Genomic DNA, 19,813 nt, shown 5'->3' on the forward strand with positions numbered 1-19,813 from the left:
CATATTCGACCCCGTCATTCCAGTGTTTTTGCTTATCCGGCCGACGTCGGTCGCCACGTCTTTTGCGGCATCCGCCAGTCGATCCCTTCCAGCAGATAACCGAGCTGCGCGGGCGTGATCACCACTGTGCCATCGGCCGCTGATGGCCAGATGAAGCGGCCACGCTCCAGCTTCTTCGTGAACAGACAGGCTCCTTGGCCATCATGCCAGATCACCTTGATCAGGCCACCACCGCGACCGCGGAATACGAACAGGTGACCACACATCGGGTCGCGCTTCAGCGCCTCCTGCACCATCAAAGACAGACCCGGGAAGCCTTTGCGCATATCGGTATGGCCCGTCGCCAGCCAGACCTTCACACCAACAGGAACCGGGATCATCGCAGCCCCAGCACGCAGTCAAGAATCCGGCCAAGCGCTTCGGTATCGATGTCGCTATCCACGCGGACACGCCGACCCCGACCCAACTCGATCGTTACATCACTGCGCTTCCTACGAGATGTCATCGGCGCTTCTGTGGACGTGGGCTGCGCTGCATCCGATACGATAACCGGCACCAAGGTCGTGGTCGCCTGTTTCGCTGGTTCGTCGGATTGGCACAGCTCCTTGCGCCAGCGGAACAACTGACTGACATGGATACCGGCCGCGCGCGCAATCTCCGATACCACCGCGTCTGGCTCAAAGCAGGCCGCGACGAGCCGCTCTTTGTCCTCATGTGTCCAGCGCCGGCGGCGCTCTACAGATGTGATCACCTCGATGGGATGCTTCGTCATATGACTACTCCTAGTGTTACTACTAGGACTGCCAGTCAGCAGACCGTCATCGCAAGACGGCCCTCACCGGGGGATTACGCTCATGACGCGTTACCACATCTTGTTCGATCCGCATTTCGCATTTTAGCGGTCGCGTGCGCCCGAGGTTTAAGCTGCTGCCCGGAGAGCCACGGGAACCGGTCCCGCGAAAGGAAGGCGTGTAGCTCTACATTGGCCCATGCCAGCGTTTTGCACTGTTGGCGCAACGACACAGCTTCGCACGCCTTTAATCCGTTTGAACGGTCGGCATGTTCTTCAATTTTTACCACCCTCTTAACAAACTGAGCTTCATAGCACGTTCCCCGCCAATCAGATTATATCCAATCGATCTGCGGCGATGGAGTGCTTAGAGCTAATTGGCACGGCAACGGTTTGCACTCGCCTCTTAAGCTGCACAACACTGGATGCGACCTACGCCTGGAAGGTGAGGTCGATCTGCTGACGTGTCAGCTAGACATGAAACGCTCAACAGTAAATTCATCAAGGCTCTTCCTATCGAATTCAAACCCCCATCCTGCCTGGTCGGTGAGGATCAGTTTTCCATCTTTATAAATCTGACGCGTTTCGGGTGTCACAATGCGCTCAAAATTGTAGATGTCTTTTTCAAGCAGGAAATGTTCCACCGTAATGCAGTTTGGCGTGGCCGCCGCAAGTTGCGCATGGGCGTTGGCGTGCCAATGCGGCGCGACAGAAATGCCAAAACTCTCGGCGGCACGCGTCACCCTTATCCACTCGCTGACACCGCCGAGAACGCCGACGTCCGGCTGGAGGATATCGGCGGAGCCATGCTCGATGAGCCTGCGGAACTCGTGGCGTGTCTGGTGTATCTCGCCTGTCGCTACCGGCGTTTCGAGCGTGCGGGCAAGTTCAGCATGCCCGGCATAGTCATCGGGTGAAAGAGGTTCTTCGAACCACCAGAGGCCGCTGTCTCCCGCCGCCTTCTCGAAGGCGCGTGCCGCGAGCAATGCCTCGCTGTAGTCGCGGTAGGCATTGTTCGCATCGAGTGCCAACCTGCCGCGACCGTCCATCGCATCGATCGCCGCTCTTACACGGTCAGCGTCTTGCTTGATCGCGAGCCCACCCACCTTGATTTTGTGGTCCGAAAAGCCATGCTCAACGTTCAACCGGATTTCGCGATGAACGGCGTCGGCCCAGTCCCCGTCATCCGGCCGGTAATATCCGCCGGACGCATAGGCTGGCACTGGACGCACCGTACCGCCGAGCATGACGGCAAGCGGTAAACTCCTGCGTTTTGCCGCTAGCTCCCACAGCGCCATGTCAACGGCGGAAATAGAACGCAAAACGATCCCCTGGCGGCCGGTCAGAAGGGTCTCCTGGTACATTCGATCCCAGTGACCCCATATGTCGTCGGCATCGGCGCCTATCAGCACGGGCGACAGGAGTTCGGCGACGATCTTCGCAGCGACTGGGCCGCCGCGCGTACCTGCGTAAATATAGCCGGAGCCGACTACTTCGCTTTCGTCGCCGGCAATATCTACGACGAGGTAGTCGCGCTTGTCGAGAATTCGCTTGGCAATCCGTGTCGGCTTCGCAACAGGCACGCTCACGGCGCGCGCTTCGATCATCCTGATTTTCATTCCAAAATTCCCCACAGGCATACAAAAGGTACGTGCTTCGGCAAATGTGCGGTTCGATCAGACGAGCCTGTACGTAGCCGGCCGACGGTCCCTCCATGGTGACAGCTCAAACTCCCCCGCCTTGAACGCGATCGTCTTATTTCGCGCACGGCCGACGTCGGCCACCGCCAACACGATCCCTTCATCGGTCCCAGCGTTGATCATGACATTGCCGAGAGGGTCGATGATCTGGCTTTTACCGAGGAAATCAGCGTCACCTTCGCTATCGGCGCGATTGGCGACCAGGAAAAAGACGAAATTTTCAGCGGCCCTTACCCGCGTGAAGTAGTCGGCCAACAGAACGGACTGAACGGGCCAGTTCGTCGGGAGCGCAATGAAATCAGCCCCCGACAGCGCCAGCGTCCGCGAGACTTCGGGGAACCGGATTTCGTAGCATATGGCCACGCCGACCTTGCCCACCGCGGTCTCGAAGACGGAAACGTCAACGCCTTCCGGCTCGTCCACGAATCGGTCCGCGCCGAGGAAGGGCATATGGCGCTTGCGGTGAATGCCGGTCACGCCGTGGGGGCCAACAACCGCCGCCGAGTTGTGAAGTTTTGACCCGACCCGTTCCAGAAAACCAACAACGACCTCCATCGCGTGCTCCTTGCAAAGAAGGCGCACTTGTTCGAGTTCAGGGCCTGCGCGTTCGATGGCACTCGCAGAAGCGTCATCGCGCGTTTCGAACATGTAGCCGGAGAGATAGCACTCCGGGAAGACCAGGAGCTTTGCCCCTTTTGCGGCGGCCTCCTCCATCCAGCCGCTCATGGCGGCGAGGTTGTGGGCTACATCGCCCAGCACGACTGGCACCTGGGCCACCGCTACATATGCGTCTTCGGTCATCAGATTTCCTATTCAAGGTTTGAACGGTGTCGGGGAAAGTCTCGGGAAAGGGGCTGGGTTAGGCCTTTGGACGGGCGAAGAGGAAGATGAAAATCGCAGCCATTGTTGGCAAGGTGACCAGCAGGATCAGGGTCGATAGGGAAAAGACGATCGGCACCTGCGATTGCTGAGCCGACGCCATCGCCCAGTTGTAGATTGGCATCGTCGTTTCCGTTCCCCGCAGAAAGGTCGAGCGAAGCAACTCGTTGAAGGACAGCAAAAAACTGAAGATGCCGGCGCCGGAAATGCCCGGCATCAACAGCGGTAGCTCGATGTCTATGAAGCGCCGGAAGGGCTTGGCACCGAGATCTTCGGCTGCCTGGATCAGCCTCCTGTCGAAGCGCAGCATGACGATCAGGATGAGTAGCAGTGCGAACGGAAATGCCCAAACCATGTGCGCGATGAAGAGCGACCAAAAACCCAGCTTAAGATTTAGAACCGTACGCAGCAGAATGAAAAGTGCCGCCCCGATCGTCAGGCCCGGTACGAAGAGCGGAAGAACCGCCATCATAACGACGGGTCCCGGACGCGTGAGCGCAACAATCGAACGCGCCACGAAGGTGCCACAGACCATGCAAGCAACCGAGACTGTCAGACCGAGAAGAACACTGTTCAGGAAGGGCGCGTGCCAGTTGGTATTGGCGAACAGCTGTTCGTAGTGGTTGAACGTAAACGGATAGGGTCGGCCAGAGAGTGGTTCGGCGCTGATGGACATGATCCCCAGCCAGACGACGGGAATGTATATCAGCGCGAGAGCGAAGAAGCCGCACAGTCTGGCGACAAGGCTCCAGGCTCTGCCCGCATTGCCTGGTCGTGACGGGCGCGCGCCGGATGCGGCATCGGCATGAACGATCGTGGACATGGGCGTTCTCCTTCAATGGCCGTGGTTCTGAAAGATGGACGCCATGTTCATCCTGCCTTTGAGACTAAACATTAGTAGGGAGAGCAGCACGATCAGTATGGCGATAACGATAGTCGAAAGGGCGGCGGCGACCGGGTAGTTAAGGTTGGAAAGCGCGCTCTGGATGGATTGGCCAAGAAGATTGACCTGCCCGCCGCCGAGCAGCTGCGGTTCAACCCAGGCGGCCATCAAGGGAACAACGGTAAAGATGGCACCGCCGATGATACCAGGCATTGCGAGCGGCAGGATGATGTTGAGGAGCGTCTGTCGCGCGCTGGCACCGAGATCGGAGCTTGCCTTGATGAGATCGTCGTCGATCAACGAAATTGTCAGGAAGATCGGAAAAACCGCCGAGGGAAAATAGCTGCCGATCATGCCGAAATGCACTGCAAAGCCCGAGTAAAGGAGCCACGTGATCGGTTGATCGATTAGCCCGGCATTCATCAGGAGCGTGTTGACGACACCATTCGTGCCGAGGATCGAGCGCCAGACGATGATGCGCGAGGACGCATCCAAGAAAAACGGGATCGTCAGGAGCGTGATAATCAGCGCCCTCGCCCGATCTGACCGGCAACCCTTGGCGAGCCAGAGAGCGAAGGGGAAGGCAAGGAGAAGCTCGATGATCGTTATCGTCACGGCGAACTGGAGCGTGCGAACGACGACGGTCCAACGGCCGGATTCGAAGAGACCGGTCCAAGTTGTGAATGTTGGCTCGAAGACCATCTGGTACTGCTTGATGGAGAAGAAGCTGAACACGGAAATGATCAGCAGCGGCACCAGCACAATGCCAACCCAGCAACTGAGAAAGACCAGCGTGAACCAGCCTGTGGCTGTCTTTGGCAGAGTCAGTTTTCCTTGACCCGGAAACATCTTATTCCTCTCCTTCTCTTTACTGCTGATCCCGCCGGTTGCCTGGCGGGATCAGCCCGCGACAATGTCAAGCGCTGAGGAAGCGCTGCCATTCCTGTTCCATCACGTCGGCATTTTCCGCCGTCGGCTTACTCCAGAAAGCATTGGGATTGGACATTTTGCGCTCAATCTTCTTGTCCGTTTCCGACAAGGCATCGACCTGCGCCTGATCCCAGCCGGCCTTCTTGGCGTATTCGACGCCGAGTCCCATGTTAGGACCGGCATAGCCGCGATCGCGAGCTTGAATGGCGCGGAACTCGCCACCCAGGAAGTAATTGAGGACTTTGTAGATCGCGTCCTTGTTGCCCCGCTCGATCGCCTGGGCCGGCACATAGGCTCCGTGACCCCACTTTTTGCCGCCTTCGACAGCGAAGGCGTAGATAGGCGCCTTGTCGCCCATCGTCTTCTGCGCTTCCTTGACCGCGGGCTCCCAGCATTCCAGCACGTCAACTTCACGGTTCTGAATGAGTTGGACCTGCTCTTCAAAGGAGTTATGGAAGGTGCGGAACTGTCCCGCACGCTTGCGCTCTATGGCGTAATCGACAACGGCCTTGGCTTCTTCGGCCGTGAGATTGGCCGGATCGGCGATCTGGAGTCGCCCGTTTACCTTCAAGAAGTTCGCCATGCAGGCCATGGATTGCGACAATACGCGGTCGAGGGCGACACGACCGCGGGTGCGATCGTCTTCGTAAAGGACTGAATAAGGTATTTCGTCCTGTCCGTTCGGATTTGCGCCGATCACTTCTGGAAAGTAGGCGAAGGTATCGCAGTTGCCGAGGATCGGCACACCGTAAGTCTTGCCATCAAAGACCGAGATATCGGACTTCTTCCAAAAGTCCGGCGTCTGATCCCAGAGGTCGAGTGCGGGGTCGGCCGTGTCGATCTCGGCATAGAAGCCGTTGGGGCCGAGAATATTTTGCGTGCCGTTGTCAAAGATGAGGATGTCGTGCGTCTCGCCGATATTGTTCGCCATCACGTCGCGCATGAAGACGCCGATGTCAGCGTCGGTGCCGGTGAATTCGAGTTTGACACCCGTCGCCTTGGTGAGGAGTGACGGATCACTCATCTGCGCGGTCGTGACGCCATAAGCCTTTAGGACGGTTTCCTCCTGCGCGAACGCCGCCGATTTGAAGGCGCCGCCGGCCGCGATCGCGACACCGACTGTTGCCGTGGATTTCAGGAACGAACGACGACTGATGTCTGCGCCGGTATGCTGCTGCTGCTGCTGAACTGACATGCTGCTCTCCTTTGTGGTTATTGTGATGCTTGATGCGGTGTTGCCAGAAGGATCATGGATCCATGACTGTGCACGATGACTTTGACCAACCGATCCGCCGGACGCCGGTCGGGGCTTGATCCGAATCCCACAATCGGGCGCGTGCCGAACCGACAGACGTGTTGAAGGCGATATCGAGATATTTGCCTTTGTAAACAGAGGTTTGGAGCGTCGCATCAAGCACGTTTTCCAATCTCTCCTGAGGGTCGAGCCTTACCCTTTCTGCCCGAACACCAAGAACGGCGTTCTTCCCGATCACTGGCGCTGACGTGCCAGACCACTGTCCCTCCAATGTCTGACCGCCGACGGAGAGCGATACCGAAATGCCATCGGTCGCGATAATTTCGCCGTCGAAAACGTTGTCTACGCCCATGAACCTGGCGGTGAACCCGCTGTTTGGCCGGTCGAACAGGTCGGTCGGCGCGCCCTCCTGCGCGATCTTTCCGTTGCGCATCAGCAGGATGCGGTCGCTCATCGTCAGCGCTTCTTCCTGGCTATGCGTGATATAGACGAACGTAATACCGAGATTGCGTTGGATGGCGATCAGTTCTTCCTGCATGTCGACGCGCAGCTTTTCGTCCAACGCGCCCAGAGGCTCGTCGAGCAGCAGGATCGCGGGTTTGGTGACGAAGGCGCGGGCAAGGGCGATGCGTTGGCGCTCGCCCCCACTGAGCTGCGTAATAAGGCGATCCGCCTTGTGAGCGAGACGCACCATTTCCAGCGCGTCAATTGCTTGCTTCCTGCGTTCATCCCGCGAGACGCCACGGACCTTCAGCCCGTATTCGACATTCTCGCGAACCGACATGTGCGGGAAGAGCGCATAGTGCTGGAAAACGGTCGTACAGTTACGATCGGATGCACCAAGATCGCGCACATCCTGGCCTCCGATACGAAGCGCCTGCGCATCGCTGGGTGTTTCCAAGCCCGAGATGATCTTCAGGAGCGTCGTTTTTCCCGAGCCGCTCTCGCCGAGGATGGTCAGGAACTCTCCCTCGCCGGCGACGACCGACACGTTGTCCAGAGCCTTGACGTTGCCGTAAAAGAGCGAAGCGCCCAGCACCTCGAGCATGTTCGCCCGCGAGGGGCGCGGCGTCTCAGCCATGGTATGTTCCTTTGACATAAGCTTACCTTCTTGATTTCCCGTACGTCAGTTCGCCAGACGACGCGGGTGAGTGATGGCCACATCCGTACTTACGAGAGACGCCGCGGTTGCCGCCGCGCGCCGCACGACATCGACCAACAAATTGCATGGGTCACGCGGTGACAACGATGAGGCTGCAGCGCCATTGGCCGAAAGTGCCCTGAACGGCGCCTCGAACGCAGGACCCGTGACGCTGGAGTTTCCAAGGATCCTGCCGGCTTCCCGAAGTGCGATGCCGCCGCCTGCGATCGTGCCCGATTGTCGGGCAGCCTTGATGGCCTGTACGGCCCGCTGCGCCGACCCTATTCGCTGTGCCCGCTCCCGTTCCGTATGACCGCTGATGGACAGCGTCACGATGCCGGCGGATAGCCGAGCAAGGCGCTTTTCATGCCGCTCACGATCAAGCGAGAGATATCGCGACCGGGCGACGTCCCCGCGTATCTGCGCCTTGCGAAACTCCAGTTCGGGGCCTGTGTCGACGTCAATTTCGAACCGGCTTTCGTTCGCCGTCAGTTCTATTTTTTGAACGCGCCCGACCAACTCCGGCCGAACGTTCTTTAGCGAATATCCACCCTCGTCTCCGAACAACGTCGAACCAGTCGCAGCGGCGATATCGCCGATATGGAACCGCCTCCAGTCCCCCTCGCCAGGAGCGCGCACTGCGGCGATCTTTGCCCCAGTCCGGCGCACAAGCGAACCAAGCTGGATCTTCGCCTCGTCCGAGAACGAGGTGGCGACAAAGAGTAATGGCCGGTCCATACGGACGAAAACATCCAGCATCGGCCCGATCTCCGCGATCGATTGGACGGCACCGTCGAATGCGACGACGTAGGCCTTGTCCAGAACAACAGAACTCTTTCCCGAAGGCGCTAAATCAGAACTCAGCCAGCCGCCATCGAAGGCGAGACCCCGGCCAACTTCGAGCGCATCGGCATCGACCGCGGGCACCACATCGACATACCCCTGCGGCCCTGCAGAGAGGACAGCTTCAAGCAGGAGCTGTAATAAATCATCCCCTCCCGCCGCGGTTTCAATGACTTGTCGGAAGTCCTCTTCCTCCACGACCGGTGTCGTGGACCGGGTCAGTGTCGCGACCACTTCAGCGACCTCTGCGCCAAACGTGGCCGAAATAGTGCGTCGGTCCCGTCCGCTTTTGTCGGCCCGGTCAAGCGATTGCAGCAGCGCCGCCGCGAGAGAAACCACGGTGGCAGTGCCATCGCCCCATCGGTCGCTGACCTCCCAGGAAACATTGCGCATGGCCTGGGCTCCTATCTGCTCAACCGGACAGGCAAAATCGACCTGCAATGCCACGTCATAGCCACTAGAGGCGACGAGCGGTCTGCCCGGCGCCCTTTCGACAAGGACGGTGCGTGCGGCCGGACCGAGCGTCAACTCGACAAGCCGCGCGACCTTAGTGGCTCCGTCCACGATACTGCGTCTGGCATCATCGGCAAAATGAAAGCGCGTTGTAACCATGATCGCGTCATTCCCCGATATTGCTAAAGCATCACATCGCCGCCATTCGGCGACAGCGTCTGGCCGACGAAGTAAGACCCTGCCTTCGAGGCGAGGAGCAGCGCTGTCGGGGCGATTTCCTCGACCGTGCCGAAACGCCGGATCGGCAGTTCGGCATGCTTCATCGCGCGCCAGTCTTCCGTCATGCCGGCAAGTTGCGCCGTCTCGATCGGCCCTGGCGCGATGGCATTGACGGTCACGCCATGTGGCGCGCCGTCATAGGCGAGTGCCCGAGTAAATCCGACAACACCGCCCTTCGATGCACAATAATGCGCCATGGCGGGAGCGCCCTTATAGGCGAGTTGCGAGGCGAAATTGATGATGCGTCCGTGACCGCGGTCGACCATCTGCTGGAAAAACGCCTGGGTGACGATGAATGTGCCACGAAGATTGACGTCGATCATCCGATCGAAATCCGCGACCGTGACATCTGCAAACGGGCGGTCGCCGCTTATACCTGCCGAATTGACGACGATGTCGACGTGACCAAGTTTCTCGATGGCGAAATCGCGCAACCTATCGACGGCCGCGGTATCGCCGACGTCGCATTCGATGAAATCGACGATATGCCCCTCGTCTTTTAGGCTAGAGGCTAGGCGCTCGGCCTCAGGTCCGTCGCGATAGTGGCAGAACGCCACGCGTGCGCCTGCGTGTAGAAAGAGCTTCACGATGCCAGCGCCGATGCCGCGGCTGCCACCGGTGACAAGTGCCGTACGCCCCGCCAGACTGAAAACATCCATCATTCCTCAAGCTCCTTAGAATTGTCGTGTTCACGATTGATGGCCGCGACGAACTGTCGGATTCCCTGTTCCAGAGAGATAGATGGGCGATATCCGAGCTCATCTTCTGCCGCCGAAATGTCGAACTCGTGTTGGATGTCGTCTCCCGGATCAGGTCCATAACCCAGCGATATACGCGCCTGCGGCAGGATGCGCCCGACAAGAGCCGCAGTTTCCTCCAGCGTCTGATAATTGGCACCAGTTAGGTTAAAGACCCGCGTCGAGAGTACGTCCGCATCCAGGCCAGCGATTAAGCCGTTGGCGGCATCGTCTGCATGGATGTATTGGCGGTGGAAATCGCGCCCCCATGCAAGTTCAGTGGTCCTGCCAGATAGCGCATCTCGCAGCAGGCGCCCGAGGAAACAGGGCGTGCTCCGATTAGGCCCATATACCCAGGAAAGGCGGAACGACGCGGCATCGACCCCGTGCTCTCGTGCAAATGCTGTCACCAGTGCCTCGGCGGCAAGCTTCGTCGCACCGTAGACGGTGGAGGGCGAAAGATGCACATCCTCCCTCACCGGCCCATTTTCTGTCGGACCGTAAACGCTGACCGACGAACAGTTAATAAAACGGCGAACCCTAAAAGTTCGGGCGATTTCGAGTACGTTCGCGGTGCCCATGACGTTAACGGCCACGAGATCGTACGGATTGTCCCGCGCCACCATGGGACCGGAATAGGCGCCGCAATGAATGATCGAGTCCAACTCTTGGCCACCGGCCAGCGCATGAAGCCGATGCACATCCTTGAGGTCGCAGCCGATGACCTCTCCAAAGGAAAGGACGGCGGCGTTGCGATCGACCGCGGTCACGCGATCTCCACGGGCGACCAGTTTCTCGGCCACTGCCTGCCCGACTAGACCGGCCGCGCCTGTGATAAAATGGGTCCTTGCCGCCATGGCACACTCCGTCGCCGGCACGCATGACATCATGCGCACCCTCATGAAAAGCCGTTAAAAGAAAGCCTACTTCTTGAGCCGCATCGCCACCGGGCGCATCGGCGCACCCGTCGCACCCCGCAACTTGATGCACGCTCCGAAAAAGGCGAATTCATAAACCCCGTCTTGCGCCAGATCTTCCAGGTTCACAATCTCGAGAATCGGAACGCCGGCCTCGGCCAGAAGGTAGGTGTGCACGACCTGCCAGTTTTCCGGGTCCGCAGACGGAGCCTGTTCGAGGCAATGGTTGTCGGCGCCGATGATGATCGCCCCGGCCTTCGCCAGGAATTCCGCGCCCTCGCGGTTAAGGCCGGGCGGGTTGGGCAGGTAGGTCGAACGGTCGGGCCAGAACCGCATGCGGCCCGTGCGGATCAGCACGACATCGCCAACCATCAACTGGATGCCCTGATGCTTCAGACAGCCGCGAAGATCTGCCTCGCCGATACCGTAATTCGGCGGAAGCACATCGACGCCATGCATGGCAGCGATATCGAGCATGATGCCGCGCGCGATAATCGGCGGATGTTTGTCGGCGCCCGCCTTGCGCCAGGCACGGCTACCAAGATGATCGTCGGCAGAGAAGCCATTGAAAATCTTGCCGTCGTAACCGAAATGGTTGAAAGCGTCGATGTGCGTACCCGTATGCGTGTACATCGAGATGGCATCGCCGGAATAGGATACGAGATCGTTCGCCGCAGCGCCGACATTCATGATGTCATCGATCTTTTCGCCGCGCGGAGTATGGGTCATCCAGATCTGGTAAGGCTGATCCTCGGCCCCGAACCACCCCGGCATACCGATAAAATTGTCGACCGACAGATCGTACATATGCGTCGGATCGGCGCGATCCATGATTGCTTTGCGGGTATCGCCATTGATAAGATTGAGCATTCCAATCTCATCCTCGGCGCCGAAGGGACTGGCGGTCGCCTTTCGGAAGGCCGCCCCATGGGCCGCGATCTTTTCCTTAATCGCTTCTGTGACGAGACATTCGGAGCACATTGCAGATCCTCGCTTTTATGTTCCCCGAGCTTTTAAGGCTTGAACGCCCGCCGCTCGCTATCGTGTCAGCAATTCATGCAACACCTAAAATTTTTAGTCAACAGGATCTGCGATTATTTTGTCGACAATCGTCACGACATTCGATAACTTGAGGATTGGTTGGGTCGAAGCTATAAAGGACGTGAGGAAATATGAGCCCGAGTAACGAGCTTAAATTAGTGGGAAGCCCTTTGACGAACGAGAAAGAGACCAAAGAGGAACCGTTCGCTACCGTCGTGAGGGCGCTCGAAGAAGATATCGTTCTTGGAAGATTGCATCCTCGCGAAAGGCTGATTGAAGAGGAACTCGCTGAGAGATTTGCTGTGTCCCGCCACGCCCTGAGATTGGCTATTGTAGAACTTGACCGCATGGGCCTGGTCGAGCGCTTTCCCAACAAAGGCGCTATGATCAGAGCTTTTTCGGCTTCGGATGTCGAGCAACTTTATTCTCTACGAGAGATTCTGGAGACAACGGCAGCCTCACAAATTTTGTTTCCGGTTGAGGAGCCGGACATTGACGATCTGAAAGAAATCCAAGCTCATCACGACAAGGCCGTTGAGACCGACGATCTTGTTGGCGTATTCCGCCGAAATCATGAGTTTCATCGAAAACTGTTTAGCCTGTGCCGCAATCACTATCTTGCTAGCGCGATCGAAACCTACTCTCAGCGCGCCCATGGGATCCGATTTATGGTCCTGGCTGACAAAGTGGAGCGAAGTAAAGCTCGCGACCAACATCATCAGATGATCAGAGCTTTGGAATGCCAGGATGGCGAAGCATTGGTCGAGTTGTGCAAGAACCATCTGCCAGCATCGAAGCTCGCCTATCTTCGCACCTACGGGAAGATCGTCAACTAACGCGACTATCCCCCTCAATCCTAATTTCCGGAGTACTTTAATGACGGACAATCAAGAGCCGGTCGGGATTTCGCGCGGTCTCACCAACTATGGCGACTTCGATTTCGCGCGTTATCTCAGAATGTCGTTCGCGCGATCCATGGGATACTCCAAGGAAATGCTCGCACGTCCCGTCGTGGGCATTGTTGGAACCTACAGCGAGTTCAACAACTGTCACCGGCTGGTGCCGGAACTGATCACTGCAGTCAAGCGCGGTGTCATCGCCGCCGGGGGCCTACCCCTTGAGTTCCCGACAATTTCGCTAGGCGAAGTCTTCCTCAAGCCGACCAGCCTTTTCTTCCGCAACCTCATGTCTATGGACACGGAAGAAATGTTGAAAGGACAGCCGATGGATGCAGTCGTCCTGATCGGCGGCTGCGACAAGACCGTTCCGGCGCAGCTCATGGGCGCAGTCTCGGCCAACATTCCAGCCATCCAGCTCGTCACCGGGCCGATGATGACCGGTCGATGGCGCGGCGAACGCCTCGGCGCCTGCACGGATTGTAGGCGTTTCTGGGCGAAATATCGCGCGGGTGAACTGGACGATCAGAGCATACAGGAAGTCGAAGGAAGCCTTTCGACCACCGCTGGAACCTGCGCAGTCATGGGTACGGCCAGCACGATGGCTGCAATCGCCGAAGCGCTTGGCATCATGTTACCCGGCACGGCTGCAATTCCCGCGGTCCATGCGGATCGGCTCCGCGCGGCCGAAGCCAGTGGCGTTGCAGCCATGCGGCTTGCTCGTGACAAACTGACACCAGACCGGATCATTACCCCAAAATCGGTCGAGAACGCTCTTCGTATCCTCCTCGCGATTGGAGGATCGACCAATGCTATCATTCACCTGACGGCCATTGCGGGGCGTGCCGGCATTAAGATCGACCTAAACCGGCTGAACGAACTTTCTGACACGACACCCGTGCTTGTGGATCTCAAGCCCACCGGTAGCTACTACATGGAAGACCTTCATGCGGCCGGTGGGATCGGTGCGGTCATGCGGGAACTGAAGGACCTCCTGCATCTCGACTGCCTGACCGTGTCAGGGGAAACGCTGGGAGAGCGCCTTGCCGCGCCCCAGCCCTATGTCGATCGCAAAATCATACATTCGGTATCTGCGCCCCTTCAGCCCGAGGGTGGCCTTGTGGCGCTCTTTGGGACGTTGGCTCCGAACGGAGCCATCCTCAAACGCGCAGCCGCCGACCCGCGCTTGTTCGAATATGAGGGCCGGGCGGTCGTCTTCACAAGCCTTGAGGACATGGCTGCCCGAGTCGATGATCCGGACCTCGACATCAGCGAGAACGATATCATGGTTCTCCAGAATGCAGGGCCCAAGAGCGCGTCATGCATGCCGGAAGCCGGCTATCTGCCGATACCGACGAAACTCGCACGCAGGGGCGTGAAAGACATGCTGCGCATTTCAGATGCGCGGATGAGTGGAACGGCTTATGGCACAATCGTCCTGCATGTCAGCCCCGACGCGGCATCGGGTGGCCCTCTCGGGCTCGTGCGAACCGGGGACCGCATAAGACTCTCCGTAAAAGATCGCCGTGTCGATCTTCTGGTTGATGCAGCCGAGCTGGCCAAGCGCACGCCCGGCAAGGCGCCGCCGCTTGCCAAGCGGGGCTATGCCCGCCTCTACGGCCAGGAGGTTCTTCAGGCTGAAAAGGGATGCGACTTCGCCTTCCTCATTGACGAAGCATCGGACTTGTAGCCTTGGACGTTCTTTGGAAAAGTTTGCTTGGTGGCGCGATGACGGCAGTCATCGCGCTTGCAGCCAAGCGCGGCAACACTTTGCCGGGCATATTGCCCTTGTTTCCTCTGTTTGGTTTCATTGCTCTGATGATGATCGCCGCCAAGAACGACATCAGCGCCTTCCGGGAAACGTGCCTTGCCAGCGCGAAGACACTGCCCGCCTACCTGGCCTTCGTTGTCACATGCTATGTCGGCGTGGCGTTCGTTCCAGCTCCGCAGACCGTCTTCCTCGGCCTTTTCGTATGGGCGCTCGCCGCTTGGATAGTGTTCACGTCATTCCGATAGGGTGGAGAGAGCCGCATATCAAAGGACTTCCGAATTATCTCGTCTTAATGAGATACGAACTGCCAACCCTGAGATGGCGTGAAGCTATAGCTATGCGTGCGGTGCTTTGACCTTTCGCGAAAAGAAACCCGATCCACCGCATCTCGTTCTGTGCCGCAACTCATCGACGAACTGGTTTAGGCCACGCGGTTGTCGTCATCACTCCCGAGTATCTGCCAAAGCGAGCGAATTGGAGTCGTTTCCAGATGTGAACCTGATTTCGGTTGCCAACTGGCCCAAGGTTCTGTCTGTGGGGCAACATCTAACGGCTATACGCTCCTGACGCGAATGCCCAAATGCGAACCGGATCATAATGTCCAAAACCCCACTTTTCACACCGCTCTCCCTTGGCCCGGTAACACTTCCCAATCGCATCGCGGTCGCGCCGATGTGCCAATACATGGCCAATGACGGGTCCGCCTCGGCGTGGCATACGCAGCACCTCATGACACTTGGCATGTCGGGCGCAGGTCTGGTGATGATCGAGGCGACGGCCGTTTCACGCCAGGGTCGGATAACGCACGGCTGCCTCGGCCTCTATTCCGATGCTAGCGAGGACGCTCTTGGAACCGTTCTCGACCAGGCGCGTCGGGTGGCGCTGCCGGGCACAGAGTTTGGCATACAGCTATCCCATGCAGGCCGGAAGGGATCCGCACACCGCCCTTGGGAAACGCCGGGCGGCAGCCTCTCCGGACGTGATGCCTGGGAGACGCTCGCACCCTCCGACATTGCCCACCGCGATGGCTGGGCACGTCCACGTGCGGCAACCGATGAAGACCTCGAACAGATCGCCGAGGACTTTCGAAGCGCGACCGTCCGCGCGACGAGACTGGGCTTCAAGGTCATCGAAGTCCATATCGCGCACGGCTATCTGCTGCACCAGTTCCATTCGCCCCTGTCGAACAGACGCAACGACGGATGGGGCGGTGACGCGGAGAAGCGCATGGCGTTTCCGCTGCACATCGCCCAGACGATCAGGGCCGAGACGATCCGGCATGCCGCCAGCGGCGTTGCGGTTGGAGCGCGGATTACCGGCAGCGATTGGGCAGGAGATGGACTTGCGACCGCGGATGCGATTGCCCTTGCAATGCGGCTAAGGGCTGCCGGCCTTGATTATGCCTGCGTGACCTCAAGCGGCATCCCCGTCAGCAATCCGACCGTCGCCAACCCCGATCTGGAGCAGCTTGAACTGGCCGCGGCCGTTCGCCGCGAAAGCGGAATCACGACAAGGGCCGTTGGCCTAATTACCGGCGCGCAGCAGGCAAACGACATCATCGAAAGCGGCAAGGCCGATCAGGTTGCTGTGGGCCGGGCATTCCTCGACGATCCTCGATGGGGCTGGCACAGCGCCTTCGATCTTGGCGTGACCCTTCCCTATCCTTCCCCGTACGCCTGGGCAGCCCCATCCAATTGGAGCGGCTTGGAGCACCGCAGGGGCTGAACCCTGCGGCGTTGAACCGAAACGACGGACCGCCTCGCGGGTTGGGGTGCCCTGGAAATTGCTATCGCGCCAGCAGTGTCGTGATGGATGCCGCAACGATTGACGCCCGTTGCGAGAGCGTCTGCACAACAATGTACTCGTCCTCGGTATGCGCACTACCGCCGACCGGCCCAGTGCCGCAGACCGTTGGTGCGCCGGCGCTGGAGGCAATGCCAGAGTCGGCGCAACCGCCCGTATATTCGCCCGATATGGCGTAGCCGAGCGAAGCTGCGGATTTTTGATAGAGGTCGGAGAGTTCAACGTTTTCCGGCGTCGGAGCGAGTGGCAGGGACTCGCTTTGCCGCTCGAACGTGGTCATCGACATGGGGATCGTCGAGCGCGCGAGGACGGATTCGATCTGCGTGATGAGGTGGCCACGTTGCTCGTTATCGACAAAGCGGACATCGACCTCCCCGAGCGCGTGGGCCGCCACGGTGTTGGTGGACGAGCCGCCGCTGACCAGACCGACATTGAGTGTGATGCCGCTCTCTACGTCGGTCATGGCATCCAGAACCGTGATCTTGTGGGCGAGTTCGCTGATCGCGCTGACGCCATCCGTGAAATTGGCTCCGGCGTGAGCCGCCTTGCCGCTGATCTCGAAGCGGTAGGTGAACCCACCCTTGCGTCCGCTGACGAAGTTGCCCGTCGGACGTGCCGGCTCGGCATTGAAAACGGCCCGTGCAAACCGCGCCTCTTCATGAATATGCGCCAGCGACGCCTGGGAACCGATCTCCTCGTCTCCCGTCATCATCACGGCGACGGGCACATCCGGTGCAAACCGCTGAAACGCCGCGAGGATGTAGGCATTCATCACCAGCCCCGCCTTCATATCGGCGACACCCGGCCCGTAGGCGCGGTCTGCGGCGATACGAAACGGCCTACGGGAGGCTTCGCCCTTGTCGAACACAGTGTCCCTGTGCCCCATCAGCAGGATATTGTGCCGCCCGGCGTCGTGGCGGACGGAACCGGTTCCGACAAGGAGGGTGTTACCGAAACGCTCAACCGGAAGTGTCTTCGTAGGAAGGCCGTGATCGGTGAAGAAGCGCGACAGGAGCGCGCCGACAGCATCGACACCCGCTTTGTCGTAGGAACCGGAGTCGATATTCACCAGTGTCGCCAGCAGGGAGATCATGCTCTCCTGTTGCGACGATATCCATTCGAGGACCGCGGCTTCTCGCTGTTTCATCGGCATGCCTCCCGGTGTCAGCCACGCTGCACGTTGGAAATGAACTTGCGAAACCGCTCCGATTTCGGATTGCTGAAAACCACGTCGGCAGGCCCATCCTCTTCGATGACGCCCTCATGCAGAAAGATCACCCGGGTCGCCACATCGCGCGCAAAGGCTATTTCATGCGTGACCAGCAGCATGGTGCGCCCTTCGTTCGCCAAGGACCGCATCACCGCCAGCACCTCGCCAACCCTTTCGGGATCGAGGGCGGAGGTCGGCTCGTCGAACAGCATCACCTGGGGATGCATCGCCAACGCGCGCGCGATCGCGGCGCGCTGCTGCTGACCGCCGGAAAGATGGGTTGGGTAGGCGTCCCGCTTGTCCGCGATGCCGACTTTCTCCAGAAGGGCCATCGCTTCGGCGACACACTCGGCCCTGGGACGGCGCTGAACATGGATCGGCGCCTCGATCAGGTTTTCGAGAATGGTCATGTGGGACCAGAGGTTGAAGCTCTGGAAGACCATCGCCGCCCTGGAGCGGATACCATCGATCTGGCGGCGGTCGGCGATCGCAAGGCCACCGCGGTGCTGCCTGAGTCTGACCGTCTCCTCGCCTACCGTGACGTCGCCGGCGGTCGGGATCTCCAGCATGTTGATACAGCGCAGCATCGTGCTCTTGCCGGAGCCGGACGAACCGAGGATCGCGATGACATCGCCCTTGTACGCATCAAACGTGATCCCCTTGAGGACCTCGAGTGTCCCGAAGCTTTTGCGCAGATTGCGAAGCGAGATCACGGGTTGCATAGTCGCCTCTTCAGTCATTGGCATGCTCCAGTTTGCCGGCATTCGGACTGCTGCGCAGATGTGGCGTCAGCCACCAATCCAGCGTCGAAACAGCGCGTGTCAGCAGAAAATTGATGATGAGGTAGATCGTGCCGGCGGCGATGAAGACCTCCACCGGCCGGTACGTCTCGGAAATCAGCCGCGCTGCAATGCCGGTGACTTCCATCATGGTGATGATCGAGACGAGCGACGTCGCCTTCACCATCAGGATCAGTTCGTTGCCATAGGCCGGCAGGGCCTGGCGCAGCGCCAGCGGCAGGATGATCCGGCGATAGAGAAGAAAGCCCGACATGCCGCAGGCCCGCGCCGCCTCGATTTCGCGCCTGGATACCGACTGCAATCCGCCGCGGATGACTTCGCTGCCATATGCCGCGCTGTTCAATGACAGGGCCAGAATTCCGCACCAGTAGGCTTCGCGGAAAAACTGCCACAGGCCCAGGCTCTGCAAGGTCGGGCGAAACTGGCTCAGGCCGTAATAGATCAGGAATATCTGCACCAGAAGCGGCGTGCCGCGTATGACGAAGACGTAGGCGCTGACCGGAATTCGCAGCACGGATAAACCGGACACCTGCATCAGCGCGATCAACGTCGCCAGGACCAGCCCGATCACGAAAGCGAAGGCCGTCAGTTCGAGTGTCAACGGAACGCCGGAGAGCAGCTGAAGAAAACTGTCGCGAATGAAAAGCGGTTCCATCAGACGAGCCCTCCCGACGTGCTGCGCCGCGCCCGTTTTTCAAGCCATGAGAAAACGCGCTGTGACAGCCATGTGATGACCAGGAAGATCACCCCGGCGATGAGATAGAACTCGAACGGTTTGCGGGTCGATCCGGCCGCGATCTGGGCCTGGCGCAGAAGTTCGACCAGACCTGTCACCGAAATCAGCGCCGATTCCTTCAGCGCCATCTGCCAGATGTTGCCAATGCCGGGCAGCGCGTGGCGAAAGACCTGTGGCGCGATGATGCGGCGAAACAGGAGCAGTGGGTTCATGCCGACAGCCTTGCCGGCCTCGATCTCACCCTTGGCCAGCACACGGAAGGCGCCGCGAAACACCTCCGCCTGATAGGCGCCGGACACCACGCCGATAGCGGCCGCCCCGGCGATGAAGGGCGGTACGCCGACAAAGCCCTCCTGCCCCCCGAGATTGAAGAGCCCCGTCACCGCCATGCTGCCGCCGAAGTAGAACAGGTAGATCACGAGAAGGTCCGGTATCCCGCGCAGCACCGTCGTATAGGCATCGGCAAGAAACCGGACCGGCAGACCGCCGGCAAGCTTTCCCCACGCGATGACGGCGCCGATGACGCCGCCAAGAAGAAAACCGCACACGGCGACGGCAACCGTCACGGAGGCGGCGGTGAGCAATGCGGGTCCCCATCCGTCGGGGCCGAAACTCAACAGCTGCAACAACTCCATCATCTTTGCACTGCCCTCCTAGAGTTTGTCAGGGAAAAGTGGAAACCGGTTTTCCCGAAAGACAAACGAAAACAAAAGAATTTGGTGCATGCCTGGTCCAGTCTGAACCCGGCA

At 59.2% G+C, this 19,813-nt stretch carries 20 protein-coding genes; 4 read left to right on the forward strand and 16 right to left on the reverse strand.

Annotation, left to right across the window (positions count from 1 at the left end):
• Positions 1 to 32: 32 nt before the first annotated feature.
• From tnpB to DXT96_RS21300, 12 genes are all read right to left on the reverse strand, one after another.
• Positions 33 to 380 carry an IS66 family insertion sequence element accessory protein TnpB gene (gene tnpB / locus DXT96_RS21245; RefSeq protein WP_044459718.1) on the reverse strand — a complete coding sequence of 116 codons (348 nt, stop codon included), beginning with the start codon at positions 378 to 380 and terminating at the stop codon, positions 33 to 35.
• Entirely contained in the window at positions 377 to 772 is a 396-nt protein-coding gene (locus DXT96_RS21250) for a transposase (RefSeq protein WP_153516350.1), read from the reverse strand. Before DXT96_RS21250 ends, tnpB begins: the two co-directional genes overlap by 4 nt.
• Before the next feature lie 485 nt (positions 773 to 1,257).
• On the reverse strand, positions 1,258 to 2,409 hold the full coding sequence (locus DXT96_RS21255; RefSeq protein WP_153516351.1) for a mandelate racemase/muconate lactonizing enzyme family protein: 1,152 nt from the start codon (positions 2,407 to 2,409) through the stop codon (positions 1,258 to 1,260).
• 57 nt (positions 2,410 to 2,466) lie between these two features.
• The gene (locus DXT96_RS21260; RefSeq protein ID WP_153516352.1) at positions 2,467 to 3,291 is read right to left on the reverse strand and encodes a carbon-nitrogen hydrolase family protein; all 825 of its coding nucleotides are present in this window, start codon (positions 3,289 to 3,291) and stop codon (positions 2,467 to 2,469) included.
• A 58-nt stretch (positions 3,292 to 3,349) separates the two neighbouring features.
• Positions 3,350 to 4,192: an ABC transporter permease gene (locus DXT96_RS21265; RefSeq protein ID WP_153516353.1), complete on the reverse strand. Its 843-nt coding sequence runs from the start codon at positions 4,190 to 4,192 to the stop codon at positions 3,350 to 3,352.
• A gap of 12 nt (positions 4,193 to 4,204) precedes the next feature.
• Positions 4,205 to 5,101 (reverse strand): ABC transporter permease, encoded by an 897-nt coding sequence (locus tag DXT96_RS21270; RefSeq protein WP_153516354.1) that lies wholly within the window; start codon positions 5,099 to 5,101, stop codon positions 4,205 to 4,207.
• Positions 5,102 to 5,168: 67 nt separating this feature from the next.
• Positions 5,169 to 6,377, reverse strand: coding sequence for a PotD/PotF family extracellular solute-binding protein (locus tag DXT96_RS21275; protein WP_194287696.1), 1,209 nt, complete (start codon positions 6,375 to 6,377; stop codon positions 5,169 to 5,171).
• Positions 6,378 to 6,429: 52 nt separating this feature from the next.
• Complete coding sequence (locus DXT96_RS21280; protein WP_194287697.1) at positions 6,430 to 7,518, reverse strand: ABC transporter ATP-binding protein; 1,089 nt, start codon at positions 7,516 to 7,518, stop codon at positions 6,430 to 6,432.
• A gap of 45 nt (positions 7,519 to 7,563) precedes the next feature.
• On the reverse strand, positions 7,564 to 9,033 hold the full coding sequence (locus DXT96_RS21285; RefSeq protein ID WP_153516357.1) for a TCP-1/cpn60 chaperonin family protein: 1,470 nt from the start codon (positions 9,031 to 9,033) through the stop codon (positions 7,564 to 7,566).
• Between the two features lie 23 nt (positions 9,034 to 9,056).
• The gene (locus tag DXT96_RS21290; RefSeq protein WP_194287698.1) at positions 9,057 to 9,815 is read right to left on the reverse strand and encodes an SDR family NAD(P)-dependent oxidoreductase; all 759 of its coding nucleotides are present in this window, start codon (positions 9,813 to 9,815) and stop codon (positions 9,057 to 9,059) included.
• Positions 9,812 to 10,747: an NAD(P)-dependent oxidoreductase gene (locus DXT96_RS21295; protein ID WP_153516358.1), complete on the reverse strand. Its 936-nt coding sequence runs from the start codon at positions 10,745 to 10,747 to the stop codon at positions 9,812 to 9,814. The genes DXT96_RS21290 and DXT96_RS21295 overlap by 4 nt, the downstream gene beginning before the upstream one ends.
• A gap of 66 nt (positions 10,748 to 10,813) precedes the next feature.
• Positions 10,814 to 11,677 (reverse strand): cyclase family protein, encoded by an 864-nt coding sequence (locus DXT96_RS21300; RefSeq protein ID WP_371418959.1) that lies wholly within the window; start codon positions 11,675 to 11,677, stop codon positions 10,814 to 10,816.
• A gap of 341 nt (positions 11,678 to 12,018) precedes the next feature.
• Between DXT96_RS21300 and DXT96_RS21305 the strand changes: the two genes are divergently transcribed.
• The 4 genes from DXT96_RS21305 (at position 12,019) to DXT96_RS21320 (ending at position 16,240) form a co-directional block, all read left to right on the forward strand.
• Positions 12,019 to 12,684 carry a GntR family transcriptional regulator gene (locus DXT96_RS21305; RefSeq protein ID WP_246670620.1) on the forward strand — a complete coding sequence of 222 codons (666 nt, stop codon included), beginning with the start codon at positions 12,019 to 12,021 and terminating at the stop codon, positions 12,682 to 12,684.
• A gap of 40 nt (positions 12,685 to 12,724) precedes the next feature.
• Complete coding sequence (locus DXT96_RS21310) at positions 12,725 to 14,434, forward strand: IlvD/Edd family dehydratase (protein ID WP_153516361.1); 1,710 nt, start codon at positions 12,725 to 12,727, stop codon at positions 14,432 to 14,434.
• A 23-nt stretch (positions 14,435 to 14,457) separates the two neighbouring features.
• Positions 14,458 to 14,760, forward strand: a complete 303-nt coding sequence (locus tag DXT96_RS21315) for a GlpM family protein (protein WP_256368024.1) — start codon at positions 14,458 to 14,460, stop codon at positions 14,758 to 14,760.
• 352 nt (positions 14,761 to 15,112) lie between these two features.
• Entirely contained in the window at positions 15,113 to 16,240 is a 1,128-nt protein-coding gene (locus DXT96_RS21320; protein ID WP_153516363.1) for an oxidoreductase, read from the forward strand.
• A gap of 61 nt (positions 16,241 to 16,301) precedes the next feature.
• On the opposite strand, the gene DXT96_RS21325 is transcribed toward DXT96_RS21320, so the two are convergent.
• The 4 genes from DXT96_RS21325 to DXT96_RS21340 are packed head-to-tail and all read right to left on the reverse strand — an operon-like array spanning position 16,302 to position 19,699.
• Positions 16,302 to 17,465 carry a M20 family metallopeptidase gene (locus DXT96_RS21325; protein ID WP_153516364.1) on the reverse strand — a complete coding sequence of 388 codons (1,164 nt, stop codon included), beginning with the start codon at positions 17,463 to 17,465 and terminating at the stop codon, positions 16,302 to 16,304.
• A 17-nt stretch (positions 17,466 to 17,482) separates the two neighbouring features.
• Positions 17,483 to 18,274, reverse strand: coding sequence for an ABC transporter ATP-binding protein (locus tag DXT96_RS21330; RefSeq protein ID WP_371418961.1), 792 nt, complete (start codon positions 18,272 to 18,274; stop codon positions 17,483 to 17,485).
• The gene (locus DXT96_RS21335) at positions 18,261 to 18,983 is read right to left on the reverse strand and encodes an ABC transporter permease (protein ID WP_153516366.1); all 723 of its coding nucleotides are present in this window, start codon (positions 18,981 to 18,983) and stop codon (positions 18,261 to 18,263) included. The genes DXT96_RS21330 and DXT96_RS21335 overlap by 14 nt, the downstream gene beginning before the upstream one ends.
• Positions 18,983 to 19,699, reverse strand: coding sequence for an ABC transporter permease (locus tag DXT96_RS21340; protein ID WP_153516398.1), 717 nt, complete (start codon positions 19,697 to 19,699; stop codon positions 18,983 to 18,985). The genes DXT96_RS21335 and DXT96_RS21340 overlap by 1 nt, the downstream gene beginning before the upstream one ends.
• Positions 19,700 to 19,813: the final 114 nt, after the last annotated feature.

Origin of the sequence: Agrobacterium sp. ICMP 6402 (assembly GCF_009498615.1) — a bacterium.
Taxonomy (GTDB): Bacteria; Pseudomonadota; Alphaproteobacteria; order Rhizobiales; family Rhizobiaceae; genus Agrobacterium; species Agrobacterium burrii.

Excerpts from the sequence above, each read along its gene's own strand:
- tnpB (WP_044459718.1), bottom strand. The coding sequence starts at position 380 with ATGATCCCGGTTCCTGTTGGTGTGAAGGTCTGGCTGGCGACGGGCCAT.
- DXT96_RS21250 (WP_153516350.1), bottom strand. The coding sequence starts at position 772 with ATGACGAAGCATCCCATCGAGGTGATCACATCTGTAGAGCGCCGCCGG.
- DXT96_RS21255 (WP_153516351.1), bottom strand. The coding sequence starts at position 2,409 with ATGAAAATCAGGATGATCGAAGCGCGCGCCGTGAGCGTGCCTGTTGCG.
- DXT96_RS21260 (WP_153516352.1), bottom strand. The coding sequence starts at position 3,291 with ATGACCGAAGACGCATATGTAGCGGTGGCCCAGGTGCCAGTCGTGCTG.
- DXT96_RS21265 (WP_153516353.1), bottom strand. The coding sequence starts at position 4,192 with ATGTCCACGATCGTTCATGCCGATGCCGCATCCGGCGCGCGCCCGTCA.
- DXT96_RS21270 (WP_153516354.1), bottom strand. The coding sequence starts at position 5,101 with ATGTTTCCGGGTCAAGGAAAACTGACTCTGCCAAAGACAGCCACAGGC.
- DXT96_RS21275 (WP_194287696.1), bottom strand. The coding sequence starts at position 6,377 with ATGTCAGTTCAGCAGCAGCAGCAGCATACCGGCGCAGACATCAGTCGT.
- DXT96_RS21280 (WP_194287697.1), bottom strand. The coding sequence starts at position 7,518 with ATGGCTGAGACGCCGCGCCCCTCGCGGGCGAACATGCTCGAGGTGCTG.
- DXT96_RS21285 (WP_153516357.1), bottom strand. The coding sequence starts at position 9,033 with ATGGTTACAACGCGCTTTCATTTTGCCGATGATGCCAGACGCAGTATC.
- DXT96_RS21290 (WP_194287698.1), bottom strand. The coding sequence starts at position 9,815 with ATGATGGATGTTTTCAGTCTGGCGGGGCGTACGGCACTTGTCACCGGT.
- DXT96_RS21295 (WP_153516358.1), bottom strand. The coding sequence starts at position 10,747 with ATGGCGGCAAGGACCCATTTTATCACAGGCGCGGCCGGTCTAGTCGGG.
- DXT96_RS21300 (WP_371418959.1), bottom strand. The coding sequence starts at position 11,677 with ATGCTCAATCTTATCAATGGCGATACCCGCAAAGCAATCATGGATCGC.
- DXT96_RS21310 (WP_153516361.1), top strand. The coding sequence starts at position 12,725 with ATGACGGACAATCAAGAGCCGGTCGGGATTTCGCGCGGTCTCACCAAC.
- DXT96_RS21320 (WP_153516363.1), top strand. The coding sequence starts at position 15,113 with ATGTCCAAAACCCCACTTTTCACACCGCTCTCCCTTGGCCCGGTAACA.
- DXT96_RS21325 (WP_153516364.1), bottom strand. The coding sequence starts at position 17,465 with ATGAAACAGCGAGAAGCCGCGGTCCTCGAATGGATATCGTCGCAACAG.
- DXT96_RS21330 (WP_371418961.1), bottom strand. The coding sequence starts at position 18,274 with ATGCCAATGACTGAAGAGGCGACTATGCAACCCGTGATCTCGCTTCGC.
- DXT96_RS21335 (WP_153516366.1), bottom strand. The coding sequence starts at position 18,983 with ATGGAACCGCTTTTCATTCGCGACAGTTTTCTTCAGCTGCTCTCCGGC.
- DXT96_RS21340 (WP_153516398.1), bottom strand. The coding sequence starts at position 19,699 with ATGGAGTTGTTGCAGCTGTTGAGTTTCGGCCCCGACGGATGGGGACCC.